The organism is Gracilimonas qinghaiensis (assembly GCF_046602855.1).
Classification (GTDB): Bacteria; Bacteroidota; Rhodothermia; order Balneolales; family Balneolaceae; genus Gracilimonas.
The window spans coordinates 1,345,279-1,365,303 of record NZ_JBKINJ010000001.1; the positions used below are offsets into that span (position 1 = coordinate 1,345,279).

Annotated in this window: 21 protein-coding genes; 11 read left to right on the forward strand and 10 right to left on the reverse strand. The window is 38.6% G+C overall.

Going from position 1 to position 20,025, the window contains the following annotated elements; translation table 11 throughout:
- Positions 1 to 11: 11 nt before the first annotated feature.
- From fliD to ACKGJO_RS05950, 4 genes are all read left to right on the forward strand, one after another.
- The gene (gene fliD, locus ACKGJO_RS05935; RefSeq protein WP_411322489.1) at positions 12 to 1,415 is read left to right on the forward strand and encodes a flagellar filament capping protein FliD; all 1,404 of its coding nucleotides are present in this window, start codon (positions 12 to 14) and stop codon (positions 1,413 to 1,415) included.
- Between the two features lie 120 nt (positions 1,416 to 1,535).
- On the forward strand, positions 1,536 to 1,895 hold the full coding sequence (locus ACKGJO_RS05940) for a hypothetical protein (RefSeq protein ID WP_411322491.1): 360 nt from the start codon (positions 1,536 to 1,538) through the stop codon (positions 1,893 to 1,895).
- Positions 1,896 to 1,921: 26 nt separating this feature from the next.
- Positions 1,922 to 2,278 (forward strand): hypothetical protein, encoded by a 357-nt coding sequence (locus ACKGJO_RS05945; protein ID WP_411322492.1) that lies wholly within the window; start codon positions 1,922 to 1,924, stop codon positions 2,276 to 2,278.
- Positions 2,279 to 2,444: 166 nt separating this feature from the next.
- Positions 2,445 to 3,857, forward strand: coding sequence for a sigma-54-dependent transcriptional regulator (locus tag ACKGJO_RS05950; RefSeq protein ID WP_411322493.1), 1,413 nt, complete (start codon positions 2,445 to 2,447; stop codon positions 3,855 to 3,857).
- A 35-nt stretch (positions 3,858 to 3,892) separates the two neighbouring features.
- Here ACKGJO_RS05950 and ACKGJO_RS05955 read toward each other — a convergent pair whose 3' ends face one another.
- Genes ACKGJO_RS05955 through ACKGJO_RS06000 form a run of 10 tightly spaced genes read right to left on the reverse strand, consistent with a single transcriptional unit; the run spans position 3,893 to position 12,450 of the window.
- Entirely contained in the window at positions 3,893 to 5,230 is a 1,338-nt protein-coding gene (locus ACKGJO_RS05955) for a tetratricopeptide repeat protein (protein ID WP_411322494.1), read from the reverse strand.
- Between the two features lie 44 nt (positions 5,231 to 5,274).
- Positions 5,275 to 6,165, reverse strand: a complete 891-nt coding sequence (locus tag ACKGJO_RS05960) for a flagellin N-terminal helical domain-containing protein (RefSeq protein WP_411322496.1) — start codon at positions 6,163 to 6,165, stop codon at positions 5,275 to 5,277.
- Between the two features lie 3 nt (positions 6,166 to 6,168).
- Positions 6,169 to 7,527, reverse strand: coding sequence for a flagellar hook-associated protein FlgK (flgK, locus tag ACKGJO_RS05965; RefSeq protein ID WP_411322497.1), 1,359 nt, complete (start codon positions 7,525 to 7,527; stop codon positions 6,169 to 6,171).
- 1 nt (position 7,528) lies between these two features.
- Positions 7,529 to 8,053 carry a flagellar export chaperone FlgN gene (flgN, locus tag ACKGJO_RS05970; protein WP_411322498.1) on the reverse strand — a complete coding sequence of 175 codons (525 nt, stop codon included), beginning with the start codon at positions 8,051 to 8,053 and terminating at the stop codon, positions 7,529 to 7,531.
- An 18-nt stretch (positions 8,054 to 8,071) separates the two neighbouring features.
- Positions 8,072 to 8,380, reverse strand: coding sequence for a hypothetical protein (locus tag ACKGJO_RS05975; RefSeq protein ID WP_411322499.1), 309 nt, complete (start codon positions 8,378 to 8,380; stop codon positions 8,072 to 8,074).
- Between the two features lie 27 nt (positions 8,381 to 8,407).
- Positions 8,408 to 9,556, reverse strand: a complete 1,149-nt coding sequence (locus ACKGJO_RS05980) for a flagellar basal body P-ring protein FlgI (RefSeq protein ID WP_411322500.1) — start codon at positions 9,554 to 9,556, stop codon at positions 8,408 to 8,410.
- A gap of 12 nt (positions 9,557 to 9,568) precedes the next feature.
- Positions 9,569 to 10,198: a flagellar basal body L-ring protein FlgH gene (locus ACKGJO_RS05985; RefSeq protein WP_411322501.1), complete on the reverse strand. Its 630-nt coding sequence runs from the start codon at positions 10,196 to 10,198 to the stop codon at positions 9,569 to 9,571.
- Entirely contained in the window at positions 10,180 to 10,875 is a 696-nt protein-coding gene (gene flgA, locus ACKGJO_RS05990; protein ID WP_411322502.1) for a flagellar basal body P-ring formation chaperone FlgA, read from the reverse strand. The genes ACKGJO_RS05985 and flgA overlap by 19 nt, the downstream gene beginning before the upstream one ends.
- A gap of 12 nt (positions 10,876 to 10,887) precedes the next feature.
- Positions 10,888 to 11,682, reverse strand: coding sequence for a flagellar basal-body rod protein FlgG (gene flgG, locus ACKGJO_RS05995; RefSeq protein WP_411322503.1), 795 nt, complete (start codon positions 11,680 to 11,682; stop codon positions 10,888 to 10,890).
- Between the two features lie 27 nt (positions 11,683 to 11,709).
- Positions 11,710 to 12,450: a flagellar hook-basal body protein gene (locus tag ACKGJO_RS06000; protein ID WP_411322504.1), complete on the reverse strand. Its 741-nt coding sequence runs from the start codon at positions 12,448 to 12,450 to the stop codon at positions 11,710 to 11,712.
- 408 nt (positions 12,451 to 12,858) lie between these two features.
- Here ACKGJO_RS06000 and flhB point away from each other — a divergent pair, with 408 nt between their 5' ends.
- The 7 genes from flhB (at position 12,859) to ACKGJO_RS06035 (ending at position 19,906) form a co-directional block, all read left to right on the forward strand.
- Complete coding sequence (gene flhB, locus ACKGJO_RS06005) at positions 12,859 to 13,935, forward strand: flagellar biosynthesis protein FlhB (RefSeq protein ID WP_411322505.1); 1,077 nt, start codon at positions 12,859 to 12,861, stop codon at positions 13,933 to 13,935.
- A gap of 5 nt (positions 13,936 to 13,940) precedes the next feature.
- Entirely contained in the window at positions 13,941 to 16,088 is a 2,148-nt protein-coding gene (flhA, locus tag ACKGJO_RS06010; protein WP_411322506.1) for a flagellar biosynthesis protein FlhA, read from the forward strand.
- The gene (locus tag ACKGJO_RS06015) at positions 16,085 to 17,623 is read left to right on the forward strand and encodes a hypothetical protein (protein ID WP_411322507.1); all 1,539 of its coding nucleotides are present in this window, start codon (positions 16,085 to 16,087) and stop codon (positions 17,621 to 17,623) included. The genes flhA and ACKGJO_RS06015 overlap by 4 nt, the downstream gene beginning before the upstream one ends.
- A 7-nt stretch (positions 17,624 to 17,630) precedes the next feature.
- Complete coding sequence (locus ACKGJO_RS06020; protein ID WP_411322508.1) at positions 17,631 to 18,428, forward strand: P-loop NTPase; 798 nt, start codon at positions 17,631 to 17,633, stop codon at positions 18,426 to 18,428.
- Positions 18,429 to 18,442: 14 nt separating this feature from the next.
- Positions 18,443 to 18,673 (forward strand): hypothetical protein, encoded by a 231-nt coding sequence (locus ACKGJO_RS06025; protein WP_411322509.1) that lies wholly within the window; start codon positions 18,443 to 18,445, stop codon positions 18,671 to 18,673.
- 2 nt (positions 18,674 to 18,675) lie between these two features.
- Positions 18,676 to 19,440 carry a sigma-70 family RNA polymerase sigma factor gene (locus tag ACKGJO_RS06030; RefSeq protein WP_411322510.1) on the forward strand — a complete coding sequence of 255 codons (765 nt, stop codon included), beginning with the start codon at positions 18,676 to 18,678 and terminating at the stop codon, positions 19,438 to 19,440.
- A gap of 208 nt (positions 19,441 to 19,648) precedes the next feature.
- On the forward strand, positions 19,649 to 19,906 hold the full coding sequence (locus ACKGJO_RS06035; protein ID WP_411322511.1) for a hypothetical protein: 258 nt from the start codon (positions 19,649 to 19,651) through the stop codon (positions 19,904 to 19,906).
- Positions 19,907 to 20,025: the final 119 nt, after the last annotated feature.

Here is a 20,025-nt window from a genome sequence, read left to right on the forward strand (position 1 = left end):
ACTAAATAGCTATGAGTTCAATTCAAAATCTTTTCAGACAACAAAATCCTTACGAAAGGTTTGTTACTCAGTTAGTTCAACTTGAGAGTCAAACTAAACTTAAGTTTGAAGCTCAAAGAAGTACTCAGAATGAAATTAAAAGTGCTTTGGGTGAAGTCAGTTCCTCAATATCAAAGTTTATTAATAATATTAAAGAGCTCGAAAATCCAACAAATAATTCCTTTCAGCCTCTTTCTACTTTTTCTTCTAATAAAGATACTGTTGAAATATCCAATGTCGATGGAATTAAAAAGACCGCAGATCATAAAATTAGCATAGAAAGGATTGCAAAAAATGATATTGCTCTATCTGATACTTATTTAGGTACAGAAAAAAACCTTTCCAATTTCGGAAATGGATCAGTTGATATTACCATTGGTTCGAAAACAGAAACCATCACTGTTGAAACACAAAAAGATGACGGAACCGGTATATTGGTGGATAAAACAAATGAGGAAATACTAAGTTCATTTGCCATCGCAATTAATAATATTTTCGGAGAGGAAGCCCAGGCAACCGTTTTTAATGTAAGTGATAATAATTTCCAGTTATCGGTGAAAAGTTTGGATACCGGTTATGGTAATAGGATTCAGTTTCAAAATGCAACCGGTACAATTGCAGAAATTACCAATAATACTACTCACCTTACCCCTCAAATTGAATTAGATGCTAAATTCAGGCTGGATGGCGTTGATTTTATACGATCTCAAAATACTGTAGATGACGCAATAGGTGGTCTAACCATAGAACTGAAAAAGGCAACCGGCGTAGAAGAAACTATTTCACTGTCAAGAAATATTAGCAAAGCAAAAGCTAACATCAATAACTTGATCTCAGGTTTCAACAATGTAAATAAAACTATACGTGATCGTACCTTTATAGACTCTGAAAATAACCGCCGTGGAGCACTCCAGAGTATGAGGTCTGTTCGTAACCTAACATATAATTTACGGCAAACAGCAATATTAGGTTTTGAGGGAGCCGCAGAAGGAGAATTACAAAGACTTTCTGAAATTGGTATTGGTTTTAAAAATAATGGAGAAATGTATGTTGAAAACTCTTCTCTGTTAGAAGAAATGCTTCAAAACCGGCCAGATGAAGTTGAGCAATTATTCACTGCTGAGGGTTCAGTAATCGGTCAAATGAAAAGCCAAGCAGAAACTTATACGAAATCAAACGGAATTATAAGTTCACTCGAAAATGGTGTTGAGCAAAAAATCGACCGTTTAGACCGACGAATTACATCTGAAGAGCGATATCTTCAAGATTATGAAGAACGCCAACGTGAACAATTTAATAAATTGCAGCAGATTATTACTCAGGGTGAAGAACAATTTGCACAGGTAATGAGTTTTAGAAACTCAATAGGTTTCTGATTAATATAGCTAATATTAAAATATTCCAATTTAAGTTTTATAGAGGATGGTCGATAATGGACTTACATATTAATAACATGCATTATAAAATATATATTTAGATAGCTGATGGATCCCCAAATGAAATCCGTTGAAAAATTGATCACTCAAATTAATGATAGCAGCTCCAATATCTTAATTGAACTGGATAGCAATGAACCGTCCTTTGATACCATTATCAAAGAGTTAAAGCAACGAGAAAAGTTTGTTAAAATGCTTGGACAGTATAAAGATAAATATACAGCTTCATCTCTACAAAAAGGTGAGATGACTTCGATTAAGTCCCATTTTAATGTGTTCAACGAACTGAATCAAAGTATTCAAGATAAAGCGAAAGACATGCTCGAATTTCAAGAGAAAAAACTGGCTAATGCCAAAAGAAAAAGAAAAGCTGAAGATCAGTATAATGTTTCACAAAACCCTAATATTTCATATTATTGAGATCAGAAAATCAAAGGGATAAGACCATGGAAATTAATAAACTAACATCAAACTTAAGTAATCAGGTTAACGGTACAAAATCGGAAGCAGCGAGTGAGGCTTCAAGCACCTCTAAGGTTGAAAAATCTTCCAAAGATTTATCTGATAAAGTATCACTAAGTAACAATGGCGCCCAGAAAAGCGAAGAGTTGTTTGCCAAAGTAGAAATGGAGAAACTGAATGAGTCTTCTTTTGACAAAGTGAAGGAAATGAAGGTCAAACTCCAGGCCTATGAACAAGCCAAGGGCGTGTCGGATGAAGCAGCCAACAATACTGAGATTGGCAAAATGCTGAATGATCCTGAAGTTTGGGGTAAAATAGCAGAAAACCTAATTGACAAATAAGTCACTCTTATTTTACTTTATGAGTGTTTCTTTAATTAACTTAAAAGAGAGTTTTTCAACTCTCTTTTTTTGTTTATGATTTTTTGTTTATGATGTAACTTTAGTTCCGCCTGGATAGTTGTTTCGCTGAACTATTCCCTTTTCAATCTACTCCCACATGTTATCTATGAAAAAACCGGTTGTAATTGTTGATGATGATGAACTGCTCCTTGAATTTTTAGAAGAAGTTCTAACCACAAATAATTTTGAAGTCTCTGCTTTCGGCAATCCAATGGAAGCTCTAAAGTTTCTCGAAGATAATAGAGTCGAATTGGTTATCACAGACGTAAAGATGAATGAAATGACCGGAGATGAACTTCTTAAAGAAGTAAAATCCAAATACCCGGACACCGGTGTTATAATGATAACCGGATTTGGAAATATCAATCATGCTGTACGGGCACTTCATAAGGGAGCATTTGATTACGTGACTAAGCCTTTCAAAGCCAGAGATATACTATACAGAGTTAATCGATATTTTGATGAGGATGTGAATTTAAGTTCTCCGGGTGAAAGACGCGAATTTAAAGTTGAAAAAGCTCCAAATAAAACTTCACAAAAAGAAAAAATAAGCCCGGTAGATCAATCTGAAACTTCCGAACTCGAGTTTATTGGTAACGATCCACAGATCAAGAAACTCTTGCGTATTTTGCCTCAAATTGCAAAGAACGTTGCCCCCGTATTAATTCAGGGTGAAAGTGGAACAGGAAAAGAAGTTTTTGCTCACCAGATCCACAAACACAGTAACAGGTCTGAAGGTCCTTATATCAAAATAAACTGTGCAAATTTGCCTTCAGAATTGGTTGAAAGCACTTTATTTGGGCACATAAAAGGAGCTTTTACCGGGGCTACATCAGACCGCGAAGGCGCTTTTGATGCTGCTCAAAAAGGCACTCTTTTACTGGATGAAATTACTGAGATCGATATTACAGTTCAGGCAAAACTACTTCGGGTCCTTCAGGAAAACGAATTTTATCGAGTTGGAAGCCAAAAACCGGTTCATGCAGACGTCCGCATTTTAGCTACTTCTAACAGGAATATAGCAGAGTCTATTGCAGATAAACAATTTAGGGAAGATCTATACTACCGGCTGAATGTATTTCCCATAGAGATTCCTCCCCTCCGTCATAGAAAAGGAGACGTTCCACTTCTTGCCAATTATTTTGTGGATAAATACACTAAAAAATATGATATGGAGAAAAAAGAGCTGACTGAAGAGGTTTTAAACCACCTAATGTCAAAAGAGTGGCGGGGAAATGTCAGAGAATTAAACAATAAAATACATCGGGGTGTTATTCTGGCACAGAATAGCGATAAAATTACTACAGAGCATATTGATAATGCCATGTTTTCCAATGTTGATAATAACCTAAGTGAAGAAGTTTTAAATAATGCGGATGTACCTCTTATGTCCCTGGAGGAAATGGAATTGAAACTGATCAAAAAGGCACTTAATCACACCAACGGAAATCAGAAAGAAGCGGCCAAACTTTTAGGTATCACTGACCGTACAATTCGTAACAAACTTAAAGGTACATAAAGTAGCCAATTTACCGGAGACATTAATTATTACTTTTAGGCTACCTTAGCTGCTAATTTTCTTGCTTTTTCAATGCGATTAGTTTTTATAGAAACAACAATCAGTCTGCGTTTATACTCATCCTCGTTTGGATATGATTGCAATAGTCTATTATAAATATTGTGAACGAATTCATACCATTCATTTTTCATGAATAAGTTCATGTAATCATTGAATTCTATCTTTTGCTCCTCGTTGAGCTTATTCGGGTATGAACCTTCAAATACTTTATTAAAGAAATAAATTGCTCTTTCTTTATCCTTAAGTTCAAGACAAAGAAGTAAGAGCTTCCTCAGAAACGAAGTCTCCACGTTACCATTCTTTATCTTAAATATTTCTTTTAGATACTCCTTCGATTTATCTCTTTTACCTAATTTCATAGATAGGTCTGCCAGATTTACAAGAGTTTCTTCTTCACTCAATGCTACATCAAAGCTTGCTTTAGAGTACAGCTGAGACAATTCATGATATCGATTCAAAGCAAAAAATGCTTTTTCCCATTTTCGTTGAAGCTGATAGATTCTGAATTCGATCAGGTAAGGTATATTCTGCAAAGATTCCGTTTCCATCGACTGTTTTGTAACTAGCAATGCCTTCTCCCACTTATATTGTTCCGTATAACAGCTTGCAAGTCCATTTACACCCGCCAACCTGTCAAATGGCAAGAGATGTTCTTTTTTTAAAAGTTGCCGATACTGTGACGCTGCCTGAGTATATTTACCCTTCTTAACACAACGCTCTCCCTCTATTAAATACACTGAAGGTGCATAATCTGAAACTGAAAGTTCTTTAAGAGGATCTACTTGATTGATAAAATCCGATTCGCGCTCTATTTGAATCGGCATATTTGAAATCTCTATAGAATTACCCGTTATAAATGCTGTACAATCGGGAAAATCTTGGCCTTGAAATACCGCTTTGCCGCTATTATGAACAAAACGCATCTGATAAAACTGTTTTCGTTTTTCCTCGGCTTTTACTGTAATTAAAACAGGTGCCCATCTCGTAAAAGAAATATCTTTCTCCTCCGGGAAATCCATAAATATAACTTGCTCATCGTTTTCAATGAAAAGGACCCATTCACTCTCAACTTTTTTTAAATAGCTATTCCAAAGTGTTGTACGGGTTATATCTTTATTATAAATATGCCAACTTATATCCGTTGTATTCAGCAAAGGTCCGGATTCCGGTGCCAAAACGTGTACTCTATTAAATACTGCACTTAATCGAGTCAGTTTTTTAATATTTACATATTTCATGTCTGTGAAATGAACTACGATTTCAGCCCAGCTTACATACTTCAAATTCTTTTTTAATTGTTGCCCGTTTTTCATGGAATTCATATAGCTAACTTATAAATAGTGAAATGATTTTGTTATCAAAGATAATCGAGAAGAGTGTTATTAAACATAGTAGAGTGAACAGCCATTGCTGATTCATAAGCTACTTGATTTCGCTGCATTTCTGAAAAGGCCTCTGCAAAATCTGTGTCGACCAGCTTACTTACATCAGCATTCTGAGTAATCTTCGAGCTTTCATATTGCTCAAACATATATTCCATTCTATTAATATTGTTACCAAGCTTTGATGTTAGGTCTGTAACATGCTCAATTACATTATCCATTGAACCCAAATAATTATTTATGGTAGCCTGGTCATTATTCCTGAATGCCTGTTCAAGATCATTCAAGACTACAAAAAGATCTCCAGACGCAGTATTGGCTAATTCAGAACCTGTTACACTGAACTCGATATTTACACCGTCACCTGCTTTAATAATTGGACCTGTAGCATTACTGTTGTTTGTCACATTACCTGTTACATCATCCACCTCGAATGGCTGTTGATCACTGTTTGTTCCAGCAAACAAATATCGGTCTCCATAGCTTAGATTCAATGAATTTGCTAAAGTGACTTTTAAACCCTGAATCTGATCGGCCATGCTTTCGCGATCTTTGGCGCCATAGGAATCAGAAGATCCTCTCACCGTTAATTCTTTAATTTCGATAAGGCCATCTATCATTTTACCTAACTTGTCTTGAGCTAAGCGCCCTTGCCGTAATCCATTATCGATGTTGTCTTGGAATTGCTGTTCCTTACGAATGTTTTCTTGGGTGATTCGTGCACGCTGAAATGAAACTGGATCTTGCGATGGAACTCTGACACTTCTACCACTCGACAGATCAGACTGTATCTGTCCTGCTTCGCTGCGATTTTTATTCACATCCCGCATAAAATTTCCAAATAATAGCTTTTGCGTAACTCTCATCTTTTACCTCACTATTCCAATTAATGTATCATACATATTTTGAGCAGCGGACATTACTTTAGCTGCTCCCTGATACGCATTCTGGTACTGTATCATTAAGCTCAACTCTTCATCAATATTCACACCAGCCTCCCTTTCTTGCTGTGTTTTAAGCATATTCAGTTCAGAATCACGCGCTTCGATCTGTGAATTTAAGTTCTGCAGTTTAGTTCCCGGAGTGCTAATAAGCTCAATGGAGAAATCGATCATTTTACGCCCTCCAACCACTAGTTCATTTCTTAACTCTGCAATGTCAGCTGCGATGATCCCATTGCCTGCTTCAGCATCAACAGATGAAGCAGCTATATTTCTAGGGTCCATTTTCATAGCGGAGTTTAACTGAATTTCTGAGGCTGTCGTACCTGCCGGATCAAAAAAGTTTCTTGAAGTATCATCATTCAAACCATAACCGTTTCTGTGGATCTCATTTACTTTTTCGACAAGGGTTGAAGCTAGTAGATCGAGCTTACTATTCATCTCAGAGATCTGCTTGGAATACATCTCAACCTCTGCACCGAGCCGTCCGCCGGTTACGTCAATAGTTTTCCCGCTCTCTATTCTTAGCGTAAACTCTTTACGAATGTCGTCGATCTCTGTAGTTACAGTATGAGCTTTATCAGAATCAAGTATTGTGACTCCACTAACTCTGATCTCGACCGCTCCGGTTTCAGTGACCTGACTATCGAAATCAATTAAATTAGAAAGGTCTTCCATTCTAGCCACTCGCATGTCCAGACTTGCGTTATCTGATTTACCTGCAGCCTCGCCTTGTTCAATAGCTTTATTTAAGGAATGAATTTCGCTGAGTATACTATTTAACTTCTCTACCGATTTCATCCCTGAATCTCTGCTCAACTCACTGATTCGCTCAATATTCCGGTCAATGTCCTGAAATTTACCAGTCAATTCCTGAGCATTACTTATTAAGCTATTTCTCAGACTCATGTCCTGAGGATTCGATGAAAGCTCTGAAAAACTATCCAGAAACTTACTTATGCTAAGGTCTAAGTCATTTCCTGAATCGGTTGCAACCACAGCTTCAAGCTGTTCAAAAACTCTAGCCTGCCCTTGCATAAACGACATATCCTGCTGTTTTTGATTCATCAGCACATCATTCATTTGATTGCGCATACGTGTAAGTCCGGTGATCTCAACTCCCAATCCGATGTGAGAGCCTGACATTTGCATACCATTAGGCGACTTTTCAAGGCGCTGACGGGTGTAACCGGGCGTGTTTGCATTAATAATATTATTCGAGGTAACAGAAAGTGATCTTTCTGCACTTTTTAACCCACTTTTTGAAATCTCTAATAATGAACGCATATCAGATCTCCTGATTTACAGCAACACCGGTAATGATATCGGAGCGCATGCCATTTGCAACATATCTGGAATTTTTCTCATTATGCTGGCTATATATAGCATGCATCATCTTAGCATTTTGTTTCATGGCAAATTCCAGGAGTTGGATTACCTGATTGTGTTTTTGCTGCAGCTCTCTGGTGTTGTCGGATAGCGTTGAATGCCAATAGTCTATCTCTTCTCCCCATTCAGGAAAAACGTTTTTTAGCTTCAAAAGCCTGATGTTGTTTGTGTCTTTGCCTTCATTAGAATATTTGTTCAGTAACTCTGTCAAATCCTTCATGAATTCTTTTTCATTTTCCTTGTAATGCCACGAAAGCGCAGTATGAGCATCGATTAAGGATTCAATTTTTTGAGTATCTGATGTGATAATAGCGTTGATCTGATCTTCCATAACACTCATAAGTTGTTTAGAGCTGTTATCCAATAACTCTACAGTATCTGAAAGGCGTTGCAATGATATATTAGTAACTTTATCGTTTTTCATTATAAATGAGATTATAGATTATGAATTTCCTTTTAAACCGGTGCTTTGTCCCCAGTATTTAGAGACAAGGTCTGCCATTCCAAGCTTACGCTGACTTGCCAGTTCATTTGCGAGTGCATCCGTTATATGTTCACGATATAAGTTGTTTGCATTACCCATTACTCCACTGTTATCGGACATTTTGAATGAATCTTTAGTCATTTCTTTCACAAGATGCTTTGCAAATATTTCTTCAAAATCGTTTGCGGCCTGCTCCTTTTTAAGATCATCCGATCTTTGTTCTGCGTTCTGCTTCATGGTCATAGGTATAAATGGATCTACTTTCATAAGACTGATTTCTTTTTTAGGTAATGTTTACATCACAATTAATTTTGCTCTGAGTGTACCAGAACGATCCAATGCTTGAAAAATGGAAATAATATCACGAGGACTCAGCCCTAAGGAATTCAAGGAGGCCGCCAATTGCTGAACGGTCGTCTCTGGCTCTAAGGTAAATGTTTGAGCAAGGTCCTCCCTCAATTCGGCTTCCGGTACGTTCAAAATGGTTGTTTCTCCCTGACTGAATGCCGGTGGTTGACTAATGTATGGATTCACCTGAGTACGCAACTGAATATTTCCATGCGAGATCATAGCTTCGTCTATAATAACTTCGCCACCTGCTACAATAGTACCGGTTCGCTCATTTATGACTACACGCGCCGGTGTTTCCACTTCAATTTTCTGATCTAGAATAATGCTTGTGAATACATTCATGGTGCCTCTCTCGCGAAAAGCTTCCGGCCATGCAACACGAACCAAGCCAGAATGATGTATAGAGGCTAGTTCTTCATCAAAAGCCTCATTAATGACTTCAACAATATTTCTCGCATTAGAAAAATTTGGGTCTCTCAATACCAGCCCAAGCGGTACCTCAGTGTTCAGATCTACTTCTTCATTCTGCTCTACTATTCCGCCACCTGGTATAGTAGCTGTCAGAGTTTGATTTTGGCTTACCCTTGCCCCTGGCAATTCTGCTGTAATTCCTCCTACCACCAACGGGCCTTGAGCTTTAACAAACACTTCTTGGTTATCTGGGTCTATGAGCGGGGTCTGTAACAATACCCCACCCTGTAAGCTACGTGCATCGCCAAGTGATGATACCGTTACATCGATTTCACTACCCGGTGCATGATATGGAGTAATAGATGCGGTAACCATAACAGCAGCCACATTACGAGTCCGGAGTCTTTCCGAATCAACCGTAATTCCAAAATTCTCCAGCATATTCGCTACAGATTGTACAGTAAAAGCAGCACCTCTATTTCCCATTGAACGATCTCCGGTTCGATCCAACCCAGTTACAAGACCATATCCGATCAATTCTTTACGTTGCATATTTTCCAATTCAACTAAATCAGATAACCTTGTTTGTGCGTGACCTGTCAGGGAGATAAATACAGATAAAAGCGTCCCCAGGATAATAGTACTTATGAACTGGGGCATTTGGTTATAAATGTTTTTCATGATTTTCATATTTTAATTACCCAATTGTTTTAAGATCACAACAGCACTTAATCCCAGGGAAACGACTCCAATAGCGGCTTTTTTAAGAATTCCTCGGTTCTTTGTTTTGGGGTTGATGCCACCCTTTTTCTGGTAACTGATATTAGCATTAGCGATCCTGTACGAAAGCACCTCATTATCACTGTTAACATCATTTTGACGTACTATGCCATTCAACATCATTTCATGCACTTCGCCATTCACTTCGGTGAGCCTGTTGCCTTCCACAATTAGATCTCCATTTGGTGTAACCTCTTTTATCTGAACACTGATAAAACCCTCAAGAAGCTGCCTTTGATTGGATAGGTTCTTCTGATCAGAACCATAATTAACCGTTGCATCAGCACCAAATGTGGGTTTAAAGGGCATGAAATTACCTGACATGGATCCTCCTGCTGATCCACTTGCACTCGAAGAAAGCCTCGCATCAGACGTGGAGCTACCATTTGTACTTTCGAGAAGGATCACAGTTATTACATCCCCCACCGTATTTGCTTTCACATCGCGGTAAAGAGATTTTTGAGCAGAAGCGATTTGTGGCCATAACAAGCCGCTTATTAAGAATATGCCAACTAAGTAATTTTTTATTGCGTCTTGAGCCATAGAACTTCTCCTGAGCTTGTAATTTGAACCTGATATTTTTTACGTGTTTCTTTACAATAGATTTGAATTTTTTCTTTTTCAGCACCATCCTGTCTGGATTCACAATTCAATAAAATTTGAAGACCATGTTGGTGATAGACCATTTCAATTTCATCCCCTGCTTTTACCAGAAATGATGCTCCAATATCTTCCTCATCAATGAACTGACCGGCTGTAAGTGACCTGCGAAGCGTTTTTCCTTGTATATTTTTCAGATCATGGACAGGATTGTCCCGAGTCAAATCAATATTCATCCAACGCCATTGTACATCAGTTTCTTCAATGGTTTCACCACGATTTTTTCTCTCAAGAAGTACCGGTACTTTTTGTTCAGCCTGAATTAAAAGTTGCACTTCCTTATTTTTTTTGCTCCCATATTCCGTAAATGTAACTTTGAAACTAGTGTACTTTTGAAGTGCTCCAACCAGTTTTACAGTCTCAATATATGATCCATCCAAACTTCTTAAACTTCCGGGAATCCATCTTACAAATAGTTCAAAACGTATATTTTCATTTTTAAACTGCTTATAGATCGCTTGTTCTGCTTTGTCTAAAATCACTTGCTCTGCATCCGATATAGATTCAGCAGGATGTAAGAAAAAAGCAGAGATAATGAGTATGAGAAGTTTAATAGTCATGAAGCTGGCTGTTTATCGTTTGATGGAATTTGTTACTGACATCATATCTTCAGCCGTCTGAACCATCTTGGAGTTTGTTTCATATGCACGCTGGGCTTCAATCAGCCGAACCATTTCAGTAACAATGTCTACATTTGATTGCTCCAAATAGCCCTGACGAACCACGCCAAAACCTTCATCACCCGGATTGCCGAAAAATGGCAGTCCTGACGCTTCAGTTTCAGCAAATAAGTTATCCCCCATAGCATCAAGTCCACCCGGATTTGCAAATTTGGCTAATTCGATTTGCCCAAGTTCAATCTGTGTGTTATCTCCGGCCATCATTGCAGTCACTGTTCCATCTTGCGCAACTTCTATTGCGACAGCATCCGTCGGTATCTCGATCTGACTAGCCAGAGGCAGGCCTGAATTATTGACCAGCATTCCCGTAGAATCCATACTGAAATTACCGTCCCGTGTGTAGCCAACAGATCCGTCAGGAAGTTCAACCTGAAAAAAACCAGTACCGCTTACGGCTACATCCAATGGATTTCCGGTTTCAGCAACCGCACCTTGCATAAAATTTCGTATGGTGGCAACAGCTCTGGATCCATGCCCAATCTGCAGTGAAGGACCTTTGCCATTTGTTCCATTTATTGCGCCGCCTCGTTTCGAGGATGCTATATTTTCATAGAAAAGATCCTGAAAAGCTATCGTGCTTCGTTTGAATCCGGTCGTACCAACGTTGGCCAAATTATTAGCTACGTTATCTACCGATCTTTGCTGAGCACTCATTCCGAGTGCGGCTGTACTTAATGCTCTAAACATATTTGTTTGGGTTATCCATGTTAATATTTAAAATTTTCCTAATTGCGTGCTAACTCTCGACAACAGATCATCAGAAGTTCGCATAGCTTTTTGCTGAGATTCAAACATCTGCATGTTTCTCATCATATCAACCATCTCAGTTAGTGGTTCTACATTTCCTTTTTCGTAATAGCCTTGCATCAGGGTTCCCACATTCGAATTTGTCAATGCTTCCTGATCTGTAACCGAGAAATAAGCACTCCCCTTGCGTTGCAGTTGAGCAGGATCTTCCACATTCACCATCTGAATTTTATTCACATCAGTTTCATTAATGCTAATGGTACCGTCTTTAGCGATTTCTAATTTAGGAGCTACACCTGATGTGCCTTGATTCGTAAAGTACTCTGATAGCTGGATGTCGCCAGATTCTCCTAATACTTTTGCTCCCTGAGTGTTAACCAGAAAACCATCCTGATCCATGTGAAAACGTCCGTCTCTGGTTAAGAACATTTGTCCATCTTGTTCCACAGTAAAAAATCCTTCTCCATTGATACCCAGATCAAACTCGTTACCTGTAGGCTCCAATAAACCCTGGTTCAAATTGATCTGTTGCATCGGCACGCTTTTCGTTACCTCTTTACCATCCACATTCTCTTTGAACATACGGTAGAATACTTTATTCCCTTTAAAACCAGGAGTGTTAATATTTGCAAGGTTATCAGCAGTAATATCCTGCGATTTTTGTAAAACCTGCATGGCCTGCATATGTGCGTATATCCGATCGATCATTTATATACCGTTCAAAATTTCATGGTTAAGATGTTCTATTGTGAACCGATAACCGCTTATATATCCAATTCACATTCCCATACAGTTCAATTATTGTGCCACTGTGAATTTTTTATTCATATCAGGAAAGTGAAGAATAGCAATTCAAGTGAGCTTTAGTAACTTTCCACAGTTAAAAAACTCTATTATACTGTATTAAAGCTACTTTTGACCGATTTTTGTGATCATTTGATTAAGACCATGCAGTAGCTAAAACATTCAACTGCCTTCTTTACCTCCACTTATTCATTTCATGGAAATCTTTTCCTGCCCGGAGGACAAAATATCCGCATCTCTGTTTATCAATATCTTAAAACACCCCTCTATCACCCTATTATTAAATGGTACCGTTTTTGAACTGGATGTCTCATGTCAGATAAAAATTCAGATCAGGAAAAAACGGAAGAACCCACGGCGAAAAAGCTGGAAGATGCCCGCAAGGAAGGGAACGTCAGCATTAGTACCGAAGTCTCATCAGTTGCTGTGTTGACTACATCCGTTATAATGTTTGTGGCGTTAGGAAGCTCAATATCCGCACAGTTTGCTCATTTGTTTGAAACCTTTTTCATAAATGCAGGAAGTGGCTTTTCAAACGAAAATGAAGCTATGAGTCACCTTTCAGAAGCGTTATGGGCGATGATCGGTATAATGGGTCCTACCTTGTCTGTATTATTAGTTGTCACATTGTTGGTGAATTTAGCTCAGACCAAAGGTGCCTTTTCTGCAAAAGCAATGGCACCGAAGGCAAGCAAGATGAGCCCAATGAATGGCATAAAGAAAATATTCTCGGCCAAGGGAGCTGTAGAGCTAATCAAAGGCTTTGCCAAGCTGTTCATAGTTGGGCTCATAGGATACTATAGTGTGAAAAATGAAGTGGACACTTTTATGACTTTCATGATATCACCTCTTGACTATAACCTCGGCGAAATGGGGACCTTTGTCTTAATGTTCATTACCCGAATCCTTGCTGCCCTGTTAGTCCTCTCAATTGCTGATGCCATTTATCAACGGTATCAGCATCATAAAGACCTGAAGATGAGTAAACAAGAGGTGAAGGATGAATTCAAGCAAATGGAAGGAGACCCGAAGGTAAAAGGATGGCGTAAAAAGTTTGGGATGGAGCTTCGTAATAAAAAAAGGCTAGACCATGCTGTTCTCAGTTCAGACGTAGTAGTCACCAACCCTACTCACTATGCAGTAGCCTTACGTTATGATCCAAAAAGTAACGATGCTCCTTTAGTCGTAGTTAAAGGACAACGGCTCCGCGCACTCCGGATAAAAGAGCTCGCTAAAGAATATGGCATACCAATTGTAGAGAATAAACCAGTAGCCCGTGCTCTTTTTGCCACAGCAGAGGAAGACAGTTTCATTCCAGGTGACCTCTACAAGGCTGTAGCAGAGATCCTGGCGTATGTTTACAAACTTAAGAATAAACACAAAGTATAGATCTAATGATATTTGGCGGCTTAAATACCAAAACATTAAAAGGAACATTTTTCCAAACGGACGTACTTATTTCCTCTAGCATAATCATGATCCTCTTGATCATGATTATACCGTTTCCAACAGAATTGATGGATTTTTTCCTGGCATTGAACATTTCCCTGTCTTTAGTTGTACTGCTCGTCGCCTTCTATGCACTGAAACCCTTGCAATTTGCCGTCTTTCCGGGAATGCTTCTCATTCTTACACTTTTCAGACTGTCATTAAATGTGGGAACTACCCGATTGATTTTAAGTGAGGGATATGCCGGTTCCATCATTGAATCATTCGGTGGATTTATTGTTCAGGGTAATTTCATTATTGGGATCATCATCTTCTCTGTTTTAGTAATCATCAACTTTGTAGTTATTACGAAAGGGTCAACACGTATTGCAGAGGTTGCTGCCAGATTTACCTTGGATGCCATGCCCGGCAAGCAAATGTCGATTGATGCCGATCTTAGCGCCGGCCTGCTTACAGATGAGGAAGCAAAAAAGAAACGTGAAGATATATCCCGGGAAGCCGACTTTTATGGAGCCATGGATGGTGCCAGTAAATTTGTTCGCGGTGATGTTATTGCCGGACTTCTCATAACTTTTATAAATATAATCGGCGGCTTAATTATTGGTACGGTTCAATTGGATATGCCTATCGGGGAAGCTGCCACTAAATATACCTTAATGACCATAGGTGATGGCTTGGTCTCTCAAATACCGGCTTTATTGATCTCCACTGCAGCAGGTATCATTGTATCACGCGCAGCAAGTGAAGGAAACCTAAGTAAGGAATTGACAGGACAATTATTGGGCAATCCCAAAACAATGGTGATCAGTGCCATCTTTGTGTTTATGCTAGGATTAATGCCCGGGCTTCCACTGCTTCCTTTCTCAATGATCAGTGGCTTTTTCTTATTCATGGCTTACACTAATCTTACTAAAGAAGAAGAAGAACGACAGGAAGCTGAGGATAAAGAGAACAAACTCCTTTCCGGAAAGCCGGAAGACCCTGTTGAAAATTACCTTTTAGTTGATACCCTTGAACTTGAGATTGGCTATAGTCTAATCCCTATGGTGGAAGCTAATCAGGGTGGAGATCTCTTGGACAGAATGACCTCCCTGCGGAAGCAACTTGCATCAGAACTTGGGATCATTATTCCATCGATCCGAATACGTGATAATGTTCAGCTTGATGCCAACCATTATACTATCAAGATGAGGGGCATTATGCAGGGTGAAGGTGAAATATTGCCGGGTTATCATCTTACACTTCTTCCCGAAGATTTTAAACCCGATATACAAGGAATTGAAACAAAAGATCCAACTTTTGGAATGGACGCTATTTGGGTGAGCGGAAAAAATAAGTCTCAAGCGGAAAAATATGGCCTTTCGGTGATCGAATCAGGAGCAGTCATTACCACTCATTTGATGGAAGTATTGAAAAAAAATGCATTCAAATTAGTGGACAGACAAATGGTGAAAAAATTGATCGACAACATAAAAGAACAGTCGCCGGCACTGGTAGAAGAGTTAATACCTGAGGGCATGAAAGTAGGTGAGATACAAAAAGTATTAAAGCGATTGCTGCGTGAACGGATTCCTATCAAAGACCTCAATACCATCCTTGAAACGCTTGCAGATCATTGTGGCCAAACCAATAATACTGATGTACTTAATGAGTATTGCAGAAATGCACTTTCAGAGACCATAACACATCAATTTACCACTGATAACATGGTTGTAGTGGTAATGATGGACTCGAACCTTGAATCGCATCTGATCTCTCAGGCACAACAAGGGATGCTTAACTCCAACACTTTGGGTTTAACGCCTGATACCGTAGAAACCTTATATAAAAATTCATCTGTTACATTTGATAAGATGATACGCCAGGGATATGAACCGATTCTACTGACTTCACCAGTATTGAGATTTACGCTTTTTGAATTTTTGGCACCAATCTTGCCAGATATCAATGTGCTATCGTATAACGATATCAGTCAGGACGTACAGTTCAAAACCTTCGGCAGATTAAAATTAGATGCTGAAGAATTTGAACCTATAGGAAACGAAACAACAGAGCAATCTGTCCATGGAACTGAAGAATTTGCAACCGTATGATACTTAAGAACGTTTTTGGTAAAACTATTGAAGCAGCTAAAAAAAGTGCGCAACAGATGTATGGTAACGATTTATTGGTCTTAGAATCTAATAAGGAAGATGGATTGGATAAAGCCAGCATTACTATCTTTTCAGATGAAAAGAATAAAAATAAAGAGCAATTTCCGGCCAAATCTCAGGCAGAATCTGAAGCGAAAAAAGCTGCAACTAACGTTTCGGAAAAGGACCCAGGCGTAAAATTTGAACAATCTGCTTCCACGGAGAGAAAGCATACATCCGTTGACTTTAAAAAAGATAAACTTTCCTCACTTAGACAATATGCCCGTCAACTTGATAATTCGAAACTGAATGACACGGACGACACCCTCAGCAATGACGCATTCACATTCAATGGTGAACAGAAACAAAACATTCAAGGTAAAAACAGCACTAAAAGACATGATACTGAAATATCAGCTTATGGCCGTGCTGCAGTTAGAAAAGTATTTAAGGAAAATAGTAAATCAAAGTCACCGAGCTTAGAAAAAGAAGAACATGTAAATAGGGATCGATCCAATAAAAAATTGGCCCACACCAAAGGCTTTATTACCCATTTCAAACAAACGGAAAGCTCCCGTGAAAAGCAAAAGCGACCGCTGGTGATATCACCAAATAGAAATGAACAGCGTGAAATCAACGCCCTGCATAAACGTTTTGATAAATTGGAGGCTTTACTTGATTCTGCCCTCATGTCAGCCAACCTGGATTATGCCTCTCACCCCGCTTTCCAACAGTTAGTCCATACCGGGATCAATACCACTGTAATTGGCGGCTGGTTCAGTAAGATCATTGAAAAAGGAATTGACCCTTATGATCAACCGGAGCAATTTATGGTTAAACTCGCAGCTATCATTAGAAACGCATTGGGTGAAGCTAAACTGGATGGCCCTCAAAAATATATGCTTTTCATAGGGCCATCCGGATCGGGTAAAACCAGCCTCATAATGAAATTGAGTCAGCATCCAGAGCTGATGGAGAAGAAGAAAGTAGCGATACTAAGCATACATCCAAAACAAAATAATACAACTCCTTACTACACCATTCTGAAGCCATTTTGTGTAGACCATGATCTGCCCTATTTCGAGATCAGTAAAGGAAAAGATGTAAACGATCACCTGGATATTTGGAGTGAATTTGACCATGTTCTGATCGACACTCCATCCATCAATATTGAACGGGAAAATTCTTTCCGCGATTTTTGGAAAATACGCCAGATGCTGACTCCGCTTACACCGCTTGAGATCCATTACGTGGTAAACGCTTCTTTAAATAAATTCTATTTCCGTAACTCATCCGCTAATCATCATCCCCTGCAACCGGATCATATAGCAATTACGCACCTCGATGAAGTTTCTGAATGGGGACCGATAATCCCGTTTCTACAAGAAATGGGATGCACGGCACGATATATAAGCAGAGGGGGTGAGGAATCACCTAACAGCCTCGGAGAATTTGATCCGCGCTGGTTTGCACAACGAATTTTACAGGATAATTAAAAAAGGCATGGATACACTTCAAAATATAGATCAATCTTTTGTAGCTACCGTGATAAGCGGAAAAGGTGGCGTGGGAAAAAGCATGAGCAGCATAAATATTGCGCTTCAATTCAAAGAATTGGGCCATTCAACTGCAATCATTGATGCAGACCTTGGACTTTCGAATTGCGCTACGTTCTTAAATTGCCATGCTAAGCATACTGTTTCTGATTGGATAAACGGAAAATGTGGGCTCGAACAACTTCCCCAAAAAGTAGAAGGTATTACGCTGATTACCGGAGCATCTGATCCAAGTCAGGCTAACATAAGTTCAGAAGTAATGATGGATGCCTTAGATCAGATCACTCAATTTTTAAAGAAAACTCATGATTACATCATTATTGATACCCCGGCCGGTGCCGGTGAAATGTCATTATGGGCATTGGACACGGCCGATATTGGAATTCTGGTAATCGTAGATGAACCTGCTGCTATATCTGATGTGTATCGCCTCTGTAAATATATTTACAATATTGATCCTGAGTATCAATTCTCCGGAATCGTAAATTTTGCTGAAAATGAAGAAAGTGCAGAAAAGACATTCATGCGGTTTAATACCATCCTAAATTATTTTCTAAAAAAGAAAATACCCTATTGGGGTTTTATACCGACTAGTAATTCCATAAAAAAATCAATCATGAAGCAACAGCCTTTGAACCAGAGCCTGAATGTGGATGAAGAACTAAAAGAAATTAAATTTATAACGCAACAAGTGATCGCTTATTCGGCAAACCGAAAATTAGCAACATTGAGGCCGGTTCACTAAAATAAGGAGATAAAATGTTAATACGATTAATAACAGTCATATCACTAATCTTGTTTTTACTTCTTATGCTCTCCGGAGCAGAAGTAGATGTAGCTATGTATCGAAGTATAGTAGCCTTTATGAGTCTGTTCTCAGTCATCTACATTACTATTTTCTTGTTGAATGTAGTGAAGGATAATAACTCTGATAAAATGACTATGTCAGGGACCGGGAGCGGTTCGTCAAATGATCAGGGGGATAGTTAATCATGGGAAATAAAAGCTTACAAGAACTTGTCGAACTCTACTGTAAAGATCCGGCACCCGGACTGAGAAATTCAATTATCAGTAAATCTATGCCGCTTATTCGTAGTATCATTGGAAAAATAAGCAGGCCCGATCAACCTTTAACACAGTTGGAGGACCTGGAAAGTGCTGGTATCTACGGTTTGCTTCAAGCTATGGATTCTTATGATTGCGAACGTAACATTCAATTCAACACTTTTGCCTATTACCGGGTGAGAGGGAATATTGTTGATTATCTGCGCAGTATAGATCAACTTCCGCGAAAACAACGTAAAAGTTATGGTGAGGTTCAGAGGGTTATTGATCAAAAAAGTCAAATACTTGGCCGTGAGCCTTCTGATGAGGAGATCGCTGAAGAACTGAATATGGACATTCAAGATTATCATAAGCTACTATCCAATGTCCAGCAGCGAAGTGCCTTGTCACTTGATAGCCCCGCTTATGATGATAATTCCAATTCACACTACGATTTTCATGAAAATCCTGACAGCGAAACCCCTGATCAGAACCTTGAAAAAAAGGAACGAACCAAAGCTTTACAAGAAAAGATAGGTACATTAAAGGAAAGAGAGCGATTGATACTTATGCTATATTACTATGAAGATATGACCATGAGTGAGATTGCCTTGTTAATGGAACTTACAGAAGCGCGAATTTCTCAAATCATTGGAAAAATTCTCATCAAATTAAATGCAGAGCTTAGTGAAGAAAATATAATGTATACTTAGAGTAAAGCTGTATTAAATTTCATAAAAGCAGTTTCTGTTATCAGACAAGATAATTTTCAGTTCCGCATTAAATAGTCACTTTTCCCTAACTGGGTTAACTGTCTTATTATAGGTTTTCTTTTCTTAGCCGATCATTAAGTAAATATGTATTTAACATTTGGTTACTGTTACCGATAATAGGTTGTAGCAGTAAAGAATGATATTTCTAATGACACTCATACCCAAAATATCACGATTAAAAAAAATTCCGCATCTCCTCAAACGAAAAAAAGATGCTGAAGAACGTTCAAAAAAGAAAAAGAACGATTCTGAAGACAAGCATCCACCTTTTGAGATCGATGACAAGATTTCGTTAAATCCTGAAGCCATTACCGATCTTAAAATACACCAACCTCCGACTCCTAACCGACAGGCAAAATCTTCCAATGAACCTGAAATTGGTAATAATATTGACCTTACAGTTTAAATTTATTCCCATCAATGGGTAAGTTCTCACCTTTTGTTCGTAAATCTGCTAAATAAATGTGCAAGATTTAAACAGAAGTTGTCCTATAACGAAACGATACAAATCGTGAGATTTGGATC